The sequence below is a fragment of the Mucilaginibacter sp. genome (genome assembly GCF_036383575.1).
Taxonomy (GTDB): Bacteria; Bacteroidota; Bacteroidia; order Sphingobacteriales; family Sphingobacteriaceae; genus Mucilaginibacter.
The window spans coordinates 1-12,690 of sequence record NZ_DASVOB010000542.1 but is presented as its reverse complement, the minus strand read 5'-3'; the positions used below and the strand labels follow the sequence as shown (position 1 = coordinate 12,690).

Here is a 12,690-nt window from a genome sequence, read left to right as displayed (position 1 = left end):
TGCCGAAGTAGCTGAAGAATTTGCCAAACTGGCTAACGGTAAGATAGTACTGTTCCCCGGTGCCGAAAGCCCGATGAGGAGCATACAACAAGGCCTGTCCGCCGATACCAAGATCATCGACCTGCCTGTTTACGAAACTGTGCTGGAAGAAGATGTAGAAGCCAGCGGCGCTGATGTGATGGTATTTACCAGCCCATCAAACGTAGAGGCTTATTTTGCCGATAACCTGCTTGACCCATACCAAAAGGTAGTGGCGATCGGCAAATCAACCGGCAAAAAATTTGATGAAATGGGTGTAAAATACACGCTCCCCTACTCACCCGACGAAGTTGGGCTGGCAGAGGCAGTGTTTGGACTATAAGCCCCCCGGCCCCCTAAAGGGGGAGTGATGGAGGCTAATTATTATATAAAGAAATTTAAAACTCCCCCTTTAGGGGGTTGGGGGGCATATGTTACAACGACCAAGAAGGAACCGCAAAAGTGAAGTGATACGCCAGATGGTGCAGGAAACGCATGTTAGCGCTGCTAACCTGATTTTCCCGCTGTTTATTATTGATGGCGTAAACCAGAAAAGTGAAGTGGTATCAATGCCGGGCATTTTCCGTTATTCTATCGATAACTTGCTGCGCGAGATTGAAAGCTGCCTTAAACTGGGCTTAAACTCTTTTGACCTGTTCCCTAATATTGCCGAAGAACTGAAGGATAAATTTGCTACCGAAAGCTACCGCGATGAAAGTTTGTACCTGCGCGCTATCCGCGAGGTAAAAAAGAACTTCCCGGAAGCCTGCGTTATCACCGATGTAGCTATGGACCCTTACAGCAGCGACGGCCACGACGGTATTGTGGAAAACGGTATGATCCTCAACGACGAAACGCTTGATGTTTTGGGCAAAATGGCCCTGGCTCATGCACAATCGGGAGCTGATATCATCGCTCCATCGGACATGATGGACGGCCGTGTGGGTTATATCCGCAATGTACTTGATGATAATGGCTTTACCAATGTGTCTATCATGTCGTACTCGGCCAAGTATGCCAGTGCGTTTTATGGCCCGTTCAGGGATGCATTAAACTCGGCACCCAAATTTGGCGATAAAAAAACCTACCAGATGAACCCGGCCAATCAACGCGAAGCCCTGATTGAGGCCGAACTGGATGAGCTGGAAGGCGCAGATTTCCTGATGGTGAAACCAGCCCTGCCCTACCTTGACGTTATTAAACTGATAAAAGATAAAACCGAACTACCGGTCGCTGCATACAATGTAAGCGGCGAATATGCCATGATCAAAGCTGCCATACAACGCGGCTGGTTAAATGAGCAGCGCGCCATTACCGAGGTGCTTACCAGCATTCGCCGGGCCGGTGCAACTGCTATTTTAACCTATCATGCCAAGGAGGTTTTGGAGAATAAGTGGTTGTAGGGTAGTGATTAGAGGTTGGAGATTAGAGATTAGGAAAACCAAAATATAAAACAACCGTCATTGCGAGGGACAAAACGGTTTAAGACTTAGGAAGTTTTAAAAACTTCGTAAGTCTGGATCTACACCATGTCATTGCGAGGCACGAAGCAATCGCGAACTGTGCAGGGCGGAACTGCAAATCGGGGATTGCTTCGTACCTCGCAATGACGGTTAAATAAAATAAGAATTTAGAATTTCAACAAAAAATGTTCGATTCAATAAAAAAGATGTTTTCAGCAGAGGATGAACCGGTAAATACTACGGGCAAGCCCGATATCAGTCGTGAAAAATCGGCCGAATTGTATGCTAAGGCGCAAACGTTTTTCCCGGGTGGGGTTAACTCGCCGGTAAGGGCTTTCAAATCAGTTTACGGTACGCCGCTGTTCATTCAAAAAGGCGATGGCAGCCATATCTGGGATGCTGATGGCAACGAGTTTATCGACTACTGCTGCTCATGGGGACCACTTATCCTCGGCCACAACAATACCAAGGTAAGGGAAAAGGTTATCGAGGTAATGCAACACGGCATGAGCTTCGGAGCACCTACCGCATTGGAAAATGAGTTGGCCGAGCTGATCCTGAAAAACAATAAGTTTATTGAAAAGATCCGCTTTGTTAGCTCTGGCACCGAGGCTGTAATGTCGGCCATCAGGTTGGCAAGGGGTTATACCAAACGCGATAAAATTCTGAAATTTGAAGGTTGCTATCACGGTCATGCCGATGCCCTGCTGGTAAAAGCAGGTTCGGGCCTGGTTACTTTTGGTGAAACCTCATCGGCTGGTGTACCCAAATCAGTCGCCGACGAAACCATCGTGGTGGCACTGAATGATAAGGAGGCGCTTGCCAAAGCTTTCGAAGAATTTAAAGATCAGATTGCCGCTGTGATCATTGAGCCGGTGCCGGCCAACAACGGTTTGCTATTACAGGAAAAAGAATACCTGCAATACCTGCGCGACATCTGTACCCAAAACGGCACCATGCTGATATTTGACGAGGTGATCTCCGGTTTCCGTGTAGGCTTTGAAGGTGCGGCCGGTTATTACCAGATCAAACCAGACATCATTACTTACGGTAAAATTATTGGCGGCGGTATGCCGGTTGGTGCTTACGGCTCATCAGCAACTATCATGAGCAATATATCGCCCGAGGGTTCGGTTTACCAGGCAGGTACCTTATCAGGTAACCCTGTTGCTATGGGTGCCGGTATTGCCCAGCTTAGCGAGCTTTTACGTATGGGCTTTTACCGCGACCTGAACAATAAAACAGAAGAGTTCGTAGAAGCTATCCAGCGTTTTGCCACTGCCCGCAATTACAAATTTAAGGTGTTTGGCATAGGCTCCATATTTTGGTTTGCTTTTACAGATAAAGAGTATATTCGTAAAGCCGAAGATATTGATGCATCAAGCATGGAAAAATTCAAAAAATTCCACCGCGAGTTGCTGAACAGGGGCATTTATTTAGGTCCGTCGGGTTATGAGGTTGGCTTTATATCATCGGCCCACACCAAGATCGACCTGGAGAAAACAAAACGTGCTATATTTGATAGTTTAGATCTGGTGTTTAATTCTAAGTAGCCAGTTTGCAGTTGCCAGCGGGCAGTTTGCAGTTTAATATAAACACATTGCAAACTGACAAACTACTGCCAACTGAAAACTGATAACTGCCAACTGATATGAAGAAGTCATTTGTTATTTTTTACGCGCTCATCACCTATGCCGTTGCCGAACTGGTATGGTGGGGCTATATGCTGGTTACGCTGCAACCGCGTCGTACCGGCATGATCCTGGGCGAAGGGGCTATGTTTGTAGCCGTATTTTTGATTGGCGCTATTAACCTGCATCGCTCTTTCAATAAAGAGCGCCGTCTGCAGGAACAAAAAAAGAACTTCCTGCTTTCGGTAACGCATGAGCTGAAATCGCCGCTGGCATCTATCAAGATCCTGCTGCAAACTATTCAGAAACGTCATCTGACAAAAGAACAGCTTCTTGATTTTATTGAGAAATCATTGAATGATGTAGAACGTTTGGATGATATGGTTGAGAATATGTTATTGGCATCAAAAATCGAAAACCGTTCATACAGCTTTCCTAAGGCCAGTTTTAACCTTTCGGTTTTGGTTGACAGCATTGTTAACCGCCTGCAGATCTCTAAATGCGATTGCAACCAGCAGATCATTGAGGCCGAGATAGAGCCAAAGGTGGAGATAGTAGGTGATAAGTTTGCACTGACATCGGTAGTGACCAATTTGATCGAGAACGCTGTAAAATATTCAAGTCCCTGCTCATCGGTTGGGGTAAAACTATTCTCAAAAGACGATAAAGTTTATTTACAGGTAGCCGATCATGGCATCGGCATTGCCGACGAGGAAAAGACCCGCATTTTTGAGCGCTTTTACCGAGTAGGCAGCGAAGAAACCCGTAACACCAAAGGCACCGGACTGGGCCTTTACATTGTTAAGGAGGTGTTGGATAAACACCAGGCCAGCATCAGGGTTAAGGATAACCGCCCCGCTGGCAGTATTTTTGAAGTTACATTTGGATTAACCTAAATTAAAACATGAATATGCCAAACAAAAAAAGAATTTTATTGGCCGAAGACGAAGAGCATTTGTTAGAAGCAATTAAGCTTAACCTTGAGCTGGAAGGCTACAAGGTTTCTCCGGCTAAAAACGGCAAAAAAGCTTTACAGCTGTTTAAGGAAGAACGCTTTAACCTGGTGATATTGGACGTAATGATGCCCGAAATTGACGGCTTCGTTGTTGCCGAAACCATCAGGCTTGAAAATACCGAAGTACCTATCATGTTCCTTACGGCCAAAAACACCAATGAGGACAAGATCTCGGGCTTAAAGAAAGGTGCGGATGATTACCTTACCAAGCCTTTTAACCTTGAAGAGCTTATTTTAAGGGTGAACAACCTGGTAAAACGCAGCCTGAAAGGTGAAGACCTGAAAGAGTTTAACAGCTACAAAATAGGCGATAAAACCATCCACTTTAACTCGTTTGAACTGGTTAATGAAGACGGCTCAATTACCGCGCTTACCAAAAAGGAAACCATGCTGCTTAAATTGCTGATAGAGCGCCGTAACGACGCCGTATCACGCGAGCAGATCCTGGAAACCGTTTGGAACTATGACGTTTACCCGTCAACCCGTACTATCGATAACTTCATCCTAACCTTCCGTAAGTATTTTGAACCAGATCCTAAAAACCCGGTTTATTTTCACTCTATCCGTGGTGTAGGCTATAAATTTACCGATAACCAGCATTAATGTTCAGTAACAGGACACGTATATTCATTGCGTTTATTTTTCTGCTGTCGTTAGGTGTACTGGTGTATTTCCGTATTTATGAGCTTGCAGCAGTAGCAATAATGATGATCATCCTGCTCATCTGGGATTATTTCAGGCAGGGCACGTTAGTTGTAGCATCCAAACATTTTCATGTAAAGGATTATGATAAAACCGCTGCCTCGTTAAACGAGATCATGAAACCCGAATGGCTCAGCAAAAACCGCCGGGGATATTATGAATTTATATACGGCGGCTTATGTCTGCAAAAACAGGATTTTGAAGGGGCAGAAATGCACTATGAAATAGCGGCACAATATCCCTTACGTTCGGTTAATGATCATGTAGCCGCACTGGTTAGCGTGGCCAATATCAGTATCAGGCGTGGTAATTTTGAAAAAGCCAAGGCCTACCTGCAATTAACCGAGCAGCATAAGGAAAAAATAACTGCCAAAATGAGGGAAGTGATCAACCGACTTCAGCAGGAATTAAAGAAAGATACAAGACAGTAAGAAGTAAGAATCAAGACAGCAAGAGTCAGGATTCAAGAAAATAAGAAAAGAGAGGCAAGACGGCAAGAGGCAAGAAACAAGATGAGGAAAGGAAACTTTTCTTCTTGCATCCTGACTCTTGATTTCTTGCTTCTAATATAAAATATGAGAGATTCGTTATTAATAAAAGCGGCATTTTCGGAGCAAACAGAACGCCCACCGGTTTGGATGATGAGGCAGGCGGGCCGCTTTATGAAAGAGTATTGGGAAATTAAAAACAAATACTCGTTCCTTGAAATGTGTAAAACACCGGAGATTGCTGCCGATGTTACCATGCTGCCTGTCGACCTGTTAGGCATCGACGGCGCTATCCTGTTTTCAGATATCCTAGTAACCGGCGAAGCAATGGGCGGCGATCTGAGCTTTAACGCAGGTGTTGGTCCGCTGTTTGCCAATCCGATACGTACGCAAGCAGATATTGATGCATTACAAACTGATGTATTGGATAAACTGCAATACGTTGGCGATGCCATCAAAGTAATTCAGCAACGTCTTGCCGGCCGCATTCCGCTGATCGGTTTTGCAGGCGCACCGTTCACGGTAATGAGTTACCTGGTTGAAGGCGGATCATCAAAAGATTTCAAGCGCACCAAACTGATGCTACACAATGAGCCCGAAATGGCACATCAGCTGTTATCAAAAATAGCTACCGTTACGGCCGATTACCTGAACATGCAGATTGCTGCGGGTGTAAACGCCGTACAGATCTTCGATAGCTGGGCGCAGGCTTTGGCGTGGGATGATTATAAAGAATTTAGCCATCGTTATATTGCCGAGATCATCAGCAAACTGAACCGTAAAGATATCCCGGTGATCTCGTTCTGTAAAGGCAGCTCGGTTTTCGCGCCGCTGATGGCCGAGGCTAAACCGGATGTAATTTCGATAGACTGGAATGTTGATCTGTTAGATATCAAAAAACGCTTACCGGCGGGCATAGCGGTACAAGGCAACCTTGATCCGCATATTCTTTATGCCGATAAAAAAGTAATTAAAGAACGCATCTATCGTTTGTTCGACCGTATGAAGGGCGAAAACGGCTTCATCTTTAACCTGGGTCACGGCATTATGCCTGATATCCCGTTTGATAATGTGAAGTACGCGGTGGAAGTGATAAAAGAATACAGGAACTAAAAAAACAGTATGTCATTGCGAGCGATAGCGCGGCAATCGCGAACTATGCAAGTCACTCTGTAAAGTTCGCGATTGCTTCGTTCCTCGCAATGACATGAACTTACGGTATGTACCAATACGTTCTCGCCATACACATCATTTTTGTAGTCTGCTGGATGGCGGGGCTGTTTTATATTGTGCGCTTATTTATCTATCACACCGAGGCACAGGATAAACCCGAACCTGAACGTACCATACTTTCCAAACAGTTTGAGATCATGGAAAGCAGGCTGTGGAACGTAATAGCCAAGCCATCCATGTTAATCACCATACTGGCGGGTTGTACTATGCTATACTTAAGCCCTGTATGGTTAAAAATGCCCTGGCTGCATATCAAATTAGCTTTTGTATTAGGCCTGGTGGGTTATCATCACATTTGCGAATCCAAGATCAAGCAAATGCGCCAAGGTGTTTTCAAATGGACCTCCAGCCAGCTACGCCTCTGGAATGAGCTCGCTACCATTTTTCTTTTCGCCATCGTTTTTCTTGCTGTAAAAAAGGATGCTTTGAGCTGGGTATTCGGTGTAGTTGGGATAGTTTCTTTAGGGGTGATATTGATGATTGCCGTGAAGATCTATAAGCGGTATAGGGAGAAGAAGTAATTCTATTGATCTACCCGCAATGGTTTCTGACTCTTCAGCCGAATATATAATTCTAACGCATTTTCGATAACTTCTTTTTTTGATTTAATTCCGCTTATTCTTTGAGCCTTTGCAATTAAGATTTCTTCGATTACTATTTTCATTAACTATTTAGTTTATTTAAGAAAAGCCTTTTCTTAAAGTTAGCTCAATATATGGATGTTATGCCTATATCAGATTTATTAATTCCCAAGAATATCATTGTATTGCTCTAATCGAATTTGCTTAATTGATACTACTTCTAAATTATTTAAGAAATTGTGTTTCCTCTTAATCTGTTTTACAATCTCGCATTGAAAAGCCTCTGTAATGACAACATCTACATACGGGTATAAAGCACCCATTAAAATATCTATAACATCACTTTCCTCTCCTTTTCTATTTTTTTGTAAATATTTATAGTGGTGGATATATGAAGTTGCCATTAAAGAAGGAAATTGGTCAACCGGAAATTCCTTTTTTATCTGATTATAATAATTCAGTTCTGGAAGCAAGTTTTCAGCAGCTATTTGATAGGCAATAAGTTTTACACTAAACTCAAACGTAGACTTTGATTTTAATTGTTCTCTTGAGAATATATTGGAAGGCTTTGAACTGATTATTTTAAAGGTTTCATTTCTATTCATCTTGAATATTTCATTTCCCGCATCAGTTATATGTTTATCCAATAAACTAAGAATATCCAATCCTAACTTCTTATTGGGAATTGCCAATAACTCAATTAATATAGGGTTAATAAATTCTATCGTTTGATTTAATAGCTGATTTTCATCTTTTACAATTATACCTTCCGGCTTCAAAAGAACTGTATGTAATGAAGTTATCACATCTATTACGTCCGTATAAACCATTGAAGACTTTAATTCCCAAAGAGAGTAGGGCGAAACCGCGATGATGCCATCTGAAAATACTAAGTTTAACAAATTGCTTCCAAAACCGGAACGGTCTTTAACCATTTCGCTTAACGCACAGGTATCTAAGTAATATAATTTATAAAGCTTTCCATTTAAATTTATCATTCGTAAAAGTTATAAATATTTACATCCCCATGCAACCATTTACATCACTATACCATCTTACTTATAAATGATGTTTTTGGAACCTAAATATACCATTCACCAATTGATAGACCGCTGCCGGGCAGGCGAGCGGAAGGCTCAGGAACTGCTTTATAAACAGTTCGCCTCAAAAATGCTGGTGGTATGTATGCGCTATGCTACCGACCGCATGGAGGCCGAAGATATGTTGCAGAATGGCTTTATAAGGGTTTTCAAAAAAATGGATGATTACCGGGGCGACGGATCATTCGAGGGTTGGGTTAGGCGCATTATGGTTCACAGTTCAATTGAATACTACCGCAAGCATCATAAAATGATGCAAATGGTGGAGATTGACGAAGCCGGGCATGAGCCATCTGTTAACCCCATAGCTGCGGCCAACCTGGATGCAAAAGTGCTGATGGGCATGATACAACAATTAGCACCGGGTTACCGGATAGTGTTTAACCTTTATGCGCTGGAAGGTTACTCGCACAAAGAGATTGCGGAGATAGTAGGTATTACCGAGGGTGCCTCTAAATCGCAGCTATCAAGGGCACGCACAATATTGAAAGAACAAATTGCTAAAATGGAGGGCAAAAGTTATGGATATGCAGGATAAGGAACTGGACAGGCTGTTTCAACAAAAGCTTGATGATCTGGAGATACAGCCATCGGCCGGTGTATGGCAGGGCATCAGCGCCGAATTGAACACCGATAAACGCAGAAGAACACTATTCCCTTTGCTGAGCGCGGCAGCAGGCATTATATTGCTGATCACCGCAGGCATCCTGTTTATTCCGAAACAACCGGTTAAGAATAGCGGCCAGCATCATTCAACCGAGATAGTTAAAACGCATGAAACGGTAAAACCGTCCGTTGCCGTTAAAGTTGAGCCCGTGGTACCTCCGGCCCCGGCTCAAAACAAAGTGCCTGCAAATCTGGTTATAGCTCCTGTTAACAATATAGCGCACGTTAATAAAACAAAAACCAATTTGACACCATCTGTACAACAGCCCGTAATTACTGCCCAGCTACCTGCAGCTGCTCACGCAAATGAGCCCTTATTGGCAAATGCCCCTGCCGTAGATTATCATGTTGTTAAAACCGATGCCCCGGATACAGCAACAAGGATCAGCCCAAAATCAGCCATTATTAACAGCGAAAAAGCACAGCCTGTATTGATAGCGCAAACACCAGCCCAATCTGCCCCTGCAACTGCCAGGCCTGTTAAAAAACACCGTATCCGCAGTCTTGGCGATGTATTTAACGTAGTGATAGCAGCAGTTGACAAACGTAAAGACAAAGTGATTGAATTTAGCAATACCGACGAAGATGACGCCACCATTACAGGCTTAAACCTGGGCTTTATTAAAGTTAAAAAAGAGAAAGACAAATAATATTTTAGCGAACGATAGATATATACCATAACATATGAAACGCCTTATTTTTACCATCACAATATGCCTTGCCGCGAGCTTTGTTTTTGCTCAAAGCACACCTGCCGATTCTGCAAGAAATACCACCGATACCACCACTACACATAACAAGCATGTTAAGGTAAAACTTGGCTTTGGCGATGATGTGCCGCAGGTAAACATTAACAGTAACGGGCCTGATACTACCTATCATGCACATAAAGCCCCGGGCTTTTCCTTTGGGGTAACCTTTTCAAGGATCGATCTGGGCTTTGCTACATTGATTGATAATGGCAGCTTTACCTTGTCAAGCAAGAACAAGTTCCTGAGCTATCGCCAGTGGAAAACGAGCAACTTTGGTTTTGACGTGCTGCAATTTGGCTACCGCTTCAACAGCGCATTCAAAATTTACGTATCCGGCGGCTTCGACTGGACACATATCCGCCTCCGTAACGATATCACCATACAGCGTAACGCACCGGTGCTTACCTACGTTCAGGATAGTATCCACTTCAGCAAAAACCGTTTTTCGTCAAGCTATCTCCGTATCCCCCTTTCATTTTATTACCGCAGTCACGAAGACGAACGCGGAAATTATTTCAGGCTGGTTGCCGGTCCGGAGATTGGGATCTTACTTAATGGCCGCGTAAAACAGATCAGCGAAGAAAATGGCAAACAAAAATTCAACGATGATTACCACTTTGCTAAACTTCGTAAAGGCGTATTTGTGCGCATGGGTTATGGCATCATGGGTCTGTATGCCAAATATTACTTCAACGATATGTTTGAGAACAGCCCCGATCAAAAAGGCTTGAAAAACTTCTCGTTTGGATTGACTTTTGGCTTTTAAGGAGCCATGATTCTGAACCATGATTTTCAGGATTCAGGGATTACCATGATAGATAAGTAGATAGATAGATGACCTGCTCTATCCCATAATCTTTAAATCAGGCAAATCATGGTTCATACCCCATCCTGTAATCCTTAAATCAGGCAAATCATGGTTCAGAATCATGGTTCAAACGTTTATCTTTGCCCCTGATGTCAGAGATTCCTTTTTTGCAGGCGGTTGCAGTAAGTAAAATATACCCGGGAAAACAGCAGGCCGGTGTAAAAAAAACCGGACTGATCATTGAGCCGGGCAAGATCACAGCTATAATAGGCGAAAGCGGAAGCGGTAAAAGCACTTTACTCCGGTTATTATATGGTCTGCTTTCCCCCGATGAAGGTACGGTTTACTTTAAGGGTGAACGCATTTGGGGCCCCGAAGAAAAGCTGATCCCCGGTCATGATGCCATGAAAATGGTGACACAGCATACAGACGATCTTAACCTTTTTGCCAAGGTTTGGGATAACGTAGCAGCCATGCTCCCCGCAACCAACCTCAAAGCCAAACAGGAAAAAACCGAAAGGGTACTTAAGCAGTTGAACATGCTTGCCATGGCCGATAAACGTGTGGCCGACTTAAGCGGAGGTGAAAAGCAGCGCGTAGCTATTGCCCGGGCCATCATCACCCATCCGCAGGTATTACTGCTCGACGAACCGTTTAACCAGGTGGATACTTCATTCAGGGAAGGCTTACAGCATGATATCAGGCAAATAGTTAAAGAAACCGGTTTAACGGTGATCATGGTATCCCACGATCCTGCCGAAGTGCTCTCCATGGCCGATGAGCTTATCGTACTTAATAAAGGCGAAATAGTAGAGCATGGAGCACCTAAATCATTATACAAGCACCCTAAATATCTTTATACAGCCCAGCTTTTGAGCAACTGCAATGTACTTACTGCTGCCGAAGCCCACCTTTGCGGTATCGAGATCTCGAAGGAATATGCTGTTATTTATCCTGAGCAGATCAAAATAAAGCTGATAGCCGCGGTAAAAAACTGGGTTGTTAAGCAGGTATTGTTTAAAGGTTTTTATGAGGATCTGATCCTCGAGCATGGAGGTATTATTCTCAGGGTTTTGAGTGAAGAGACAGGGAAGTATGTTGAGGGGGATTCTGTGGCTGTGAGAGTGGAGAAGTATCTGGAGTATTAATAGTTACTTAAGAGGCAAAGCCTTTCTTGATATTATACCAGCATCCAAAAGCGAAGATACCTCGTTTCCAAAATGTTTTCCGCAGCAGATCAACTTCGGGTGAAAACGAGCAGAACATGTAGGTAGTGTGCGGCTGCAGGGGCATAGCAAGTTTTTGCAGAAGACGGGGAGAGTGCGAATCGGGGCAAAATAATTGCAGCCCGTGGTTCTGTTTGTTTTGCAGGGCAAAGGCCGCACGGTGGCCCCCGAGGCGGGTTGTGCGCAAAGAAGCCTTTCTGCTGCAAGCCTTTTTGGTTACTTTTGTGGCGACAAAAGTAACTGGCCCTCGCGCGGCCAAGAGCGCGACGATGTAAGTTCAAACCCTACAATAGCCGTTACCTGCCTTTGTGCGATTGCTTCGTACCTCGCAATGACATGGTGGAGAAGTCATTTCACCTTTTGCCAACTTTAGGCTTTTGAACATCAAATCTTTCCTACAAAAAACAAACCGGCGCCATACCTCGCGTTGGCAACCGGTTTCTTAAACGTATATTTAAAAAAATCTTAATTCCTTAAATTAAGGCTCAGCATTACGAGGTTCTTATTTTCGATATAAGCTGTACGCTCGTTCAGCCTGTCTAAAATCTGATCAAGTGCCAGTCTCGTCCTTTTCTTTTTGATATTGAGTTTGCTGTAAACTGTTTCTTCGTAAATAAGCTTATTGCTATCGTTATAAAATTTAACGGTTTGCACGCGGGGTAAATTAACGTTGTGTTCAACTACCCAAAATCCGTGTACATTTGCTATTTTATTCTGAGCCTGCACTGCAGCTGCTGCAAATGCCAGGATGCAAATTGTGATAATTAACTTTTTCATGGCGTTATTTTTAATTTATGAACTAAAATTAAGCGCTTGTAAAACGGATTGAAAGCAACATAGTCACACTACCTCCCGGTTACGACAAACAGCATTATAATGCGATGAACAAACTTTTAATTGCAAAAAGCTATCGGAGCAGCCTCCTCCTTGTAGTTTGTCATCAAATGATTGCAGTTTGTCTCAATTCACTTTAAAAGCAATTCAATTAAACTGTTTTGCAGTAAATT

Annotated in this window: 16 protein-coding genes; 12 read left to right on the top strand and 4 right to left on the bottom strand. The window is 43.5% G+C overall.

The window, feature by feature from the left end; translation table 11 throughout:
* The 8 genes from VF500_RS19275 to VF500_RS19240 form a co-directional block, all read left to right on the top strand.
* Window positions 1-361 (top strand): uroporphyrinogen-III synthase (locus VF500_RS19275; RefSeq protein ID WP_330861238.1); only part of this gene is annotated, 361 nt, incomplete at its 5' end.
* Window positions 362-449: 88 nt separating this feature from the next.
* Window positions 450-1,421 carry a porphobilinogen synthase gene (gene hemB / locus VF500_RS19270; protein ID WP_330861237.1) on the top strand — a complete coding sequence of 324 codons (972 nt, stop codon included), beginning with the start codon at window positions 450-452 and terminating at the stop codon, window positions 1,419-1,421.
* 245 nt (window positions 1,422-1,666) lie between these two features.
* Window positions 1,667-3,034 (top strand): glutamate-1-semialdehyde 2,1-aminomutase, encoded by a 1,368-nt coding sequence (gene hemL, locus VF500_RS19265; RefSeq protein ID WP_330861236.1) that lies wholly within the window; start codon window positions 1,667-1,669, stop codon window positions 3,032-3,034.
* Between the two features lie 98 nt (window positions 3,035-3,132).
* Window positions 3,133-4,008, top strand: coding sequence for a sensor histidine kinase (locus VF500_RS19260; RefSeq protein WP_091212796.1), 876 nt, complete (start codon window positions 3,133-3,135; stop codon window positions 4,006-4,008).
* Window positions 4,009-4,022: 14 nt separating this feature from the next.
* Window positions 4,023-4,730, top strand: coding sequence for a response regulator transcription factor (locus VF500_RS19255; RefSeq protein WP_091166941.1), 708 nt, complete (start codon window positions 4,023-4,025; stop codon window positions 4,728-4,730).
* Window positions 4,730-5,260, top strand: a complete 531-nt coding sequence (locus tag VF500_RS19250; protein WP_330861235.1) for a hypothetical protein — start codon at window positions 4,730-4,732, stop codon at window positions 5,258-5,260. Before VF500_RS19255 ends, VF500_RS19250 begins: the two co-directional genes overlap by 1 nt.
* Window positions 5,261-5,404: 144 nt before the next feature.
* On the top strand, window positions 5,405-6,430 hold the full coding sequence (gene hemE, locus VF500_RS19245; RefSeq protein ID WP_330861234.1) for a uroporphyrinogen decarboxylase: 1,026 nt from the start codon (window positions 5,405-5,407) through the stop codon (window positions 6,428-6,430).
* Window positions 6,431-6,537: 107 nt separating this feature from the next.
* A complete protein-coding gene (locus VF500_RS19240; RefSeq protein WP_330861233.1) occupies window positions 6,538-7,071 on the top strand; it encodes a CopD family protein in 534 nt (177 codons plus the stop codon).
* A 2-nt stretch (window positions 7,072-7,073) separates the two neighbouring features.
* Here VF500_RS19240 and VF500_RS19235 read toward each other — a convergent pair whose 3' ends face one another.
* Complete coding sequence (locus VF500_RS19235; protein WP_330861232.1) at window positions 7,074-7,214, bottom strand: type II toxin-antitoxin system VapB family antitoxin; 141 nt, start codon at window positions 7,212-7,214, stop codon at window positions 7,074-7,076.
* Between the two features lie 78 nt (window positions 7,215-7,292).
* Window positions 7,293-8,129 carry a hypothetical protein gene (locus VF500_RS19230; protein ID WP_330861231.1) on the bottom strand — a complete coding sequence of 279 codons (837 nt, stop codon included), beginning with the start codon at window positions 8,127-8,129 and terminating at the stop codon, window positions 7,293-7,295.
* 70 nt (window positions 8,130-8,199) lie between these two features.
* Between VF500_RS19230 and VF500_RS19225 the strand changes: the two genes are divergently transcribed.
* The 4 genes from VF500_RS19225 to VF500_RS19210 all read left to right on the top strand — a co-directional run bounded on the left by VF500_RS19225 (window position 8,200) and on the right by VF500_RS19210 (window position 11,605).
* Entirely contained in the window at window positions 8,200-8,769 is a 570-nt protein-coding gene (locus VF500_RS19225; protein ID WP_330861239.1) for a sigma-70 family RNA polymerase sigma factor, read from the top strand.
* The gene (locus tag VF500_RS19220; protein ID WP_330861230.1) at window positions 8,759-9,547 is read left to right on the top strand and encodes a hypothetical protein; all 789 of its coding nucleotides are present in this window, start codon (window positions 8,759-8,761) and stop codon (window positions 9,545-9,547) included. Before VF500_RS19225 ends, VF500_RS19220 begins: the two co-directional genes overlap by 11 nt.
* A 34-nt stretch (window positions 9,548-9,581) precedes the next feature.
* The gene (locus VF500_RS19215; RefSeq protein ID WP_330861229.1) at window positions 9,582-10,415 is read left to right on the top strand and encodes an outer membrane beta-barrel protein; all 834 of its coding nucleotides are present in this window, start codon (window positions 9,582-9,584) and stop codon (window positions 10,413-10,415) included.
* 191 nt (window positions 10,416-10,606) lie between these two features.
* Window positions 10,607-11,605, top strand: coding sequence for an ABC transporter ATP-binding protein (locus tag VF500_RS19210; protein ID WP_330861228.1), 999 nt, complete (start codon window positions 10,607-10,609; stop codon window positions 11,603-11,605).
* A 7-nt stretch (window positions 11,606-11,612) separates the two neighbouring features.
* On the opposite strand, the gene VF500_RS19205 is transcribed toward VF500_RS19210, so the two are convergent.
* Window positions 11,613-11,942: a hypothetical protein gene (locus VF500_RS19205; RefSeq protein ID WP_330861227.1), complete on the bottom strand. Its 330-nt coding sequence runs from the start codon at window positions 11,940-11,942 to the stop codon at window positions 11,613-11,615.
* A 206-nt stretch (window positions 11,943-12,148) separates the two neighbouring features.
* The gene (locus tag VF500_RS19200) at window positions 12,149-12,460 is read right to left on the bottom strand and encodes a hypothetical protein (RefSeq protein ID WP_330861226.1); all 312 of its coding nucleotides are present in this window, start codon (window positions 12,458-12,460) and stop codon (window positions 12,149-12,151) included.
* Window positions 12,461-12,690 lie beyond the last annotated feature (230 nt).

What these genes read in the sequence shown, in the direction of transcription:
- hemB (WP_330861237.1), top strand. Translation starts at nt 450, where the DNA reads ATGTTACAACGACCAAGAAGGAACCGCAAAAGTGAAGTGATACGCCAG.
- hemL (WP_330861236.1), top strand. Translation starts at nt 1,667, where the DNA reads ATGTTCGATTCAATAAAAAAGATGTTTTCAGCAGAGGATGAACCGGTA.
- VF500_RS19260 (WP_091212796.1), top strand. Translation starts at nt 3,133, where the DNA reads ATGAAGAAGTCATTTGTTATTTTTTACGCGCTCATCACCTATGCCGTT.
- VF500_RS19255 (WP_091166941.1), top strand. Translation starts at nt 4,023, where the DNA reads ATGCCAAACAAAAAAAGAATTTTATTGGCCGAAGACGAAGAGCATTTG.
- VF500_RS19250 (WP_330861235.1), top strand. Translation starts at nt 4,730, where the DNA reads ATGTTCAGTAACAGGACACGTATATTCATTGCGTTTATTTTTCTGCTG.
- hemE (WP_330861234.1), top strand. Translation starts at nt 5,405, where the DNA reads ATGAGAGATTCGTTATTAATAAAAGCGGCATTTTCGGAGCAAACAGAA.
- VF500_RS19240 (WP_330861233.1), top strand. Translation starts at nt 6,538, where the DNA reads ATGTACCAATACGTTCTCGCCATACACATCATTTTTGTAGTCTGCTGG.
- VF500_RS19235 (WP_330861232.1), bottom strand. Translation starts at nt 7,214, where the DNA reads ATGAAAATAGTAATCGAAGAAATCTTAATTGCAAAGGCTCAAAGAATA.
- VF500_RS19230 (WP_330861231.1), bottom strand. Translation starts at nt 8,129, where the DNA reads ATGATAAATTTAAATGGAAAGCTTTATAAATTATATTACTTAGATACC.
- VF500_RS19225 (WP_330861239.1), top strand. Translation starts at nt 8,200, where the DNA reads ATGTTTTTGGAACCTAAATATACCATTCACCAATTGATAGACCGCTGC.
- VF500_RS19220 (WP_330861230.1), top strand. Translation starts at nt 8,759, where the DNA reads ATGCAGGATAAGGAACTGGACAGGCTGTTTCAACAAAAGCTTGATGAT.
- VF500_RS19215 (WP_330861229.1), top strand. Translation starts at nt 9,582, where the DNA reads ATGAAACGCCTTATTTTTACCATCACAATATGCCTTGCCGCGAGCTTT.
- VF500_RS19210 (WP_330861228.1), top strand. Translation starts at nt 10,607, where the DNA reads ATGTCAGAGATTCCTTTTTTGCAGGCGGTTGCAGTAAGTAAAATATAC.
- VF500_RS19200 (WP_330861226.1), bottom strand. Translation starts at nt 12,460, where the DNA reads ATGAAAAAGTTAATTATCACAATTTGCATCCTGGCATTTGCAGCAGCT.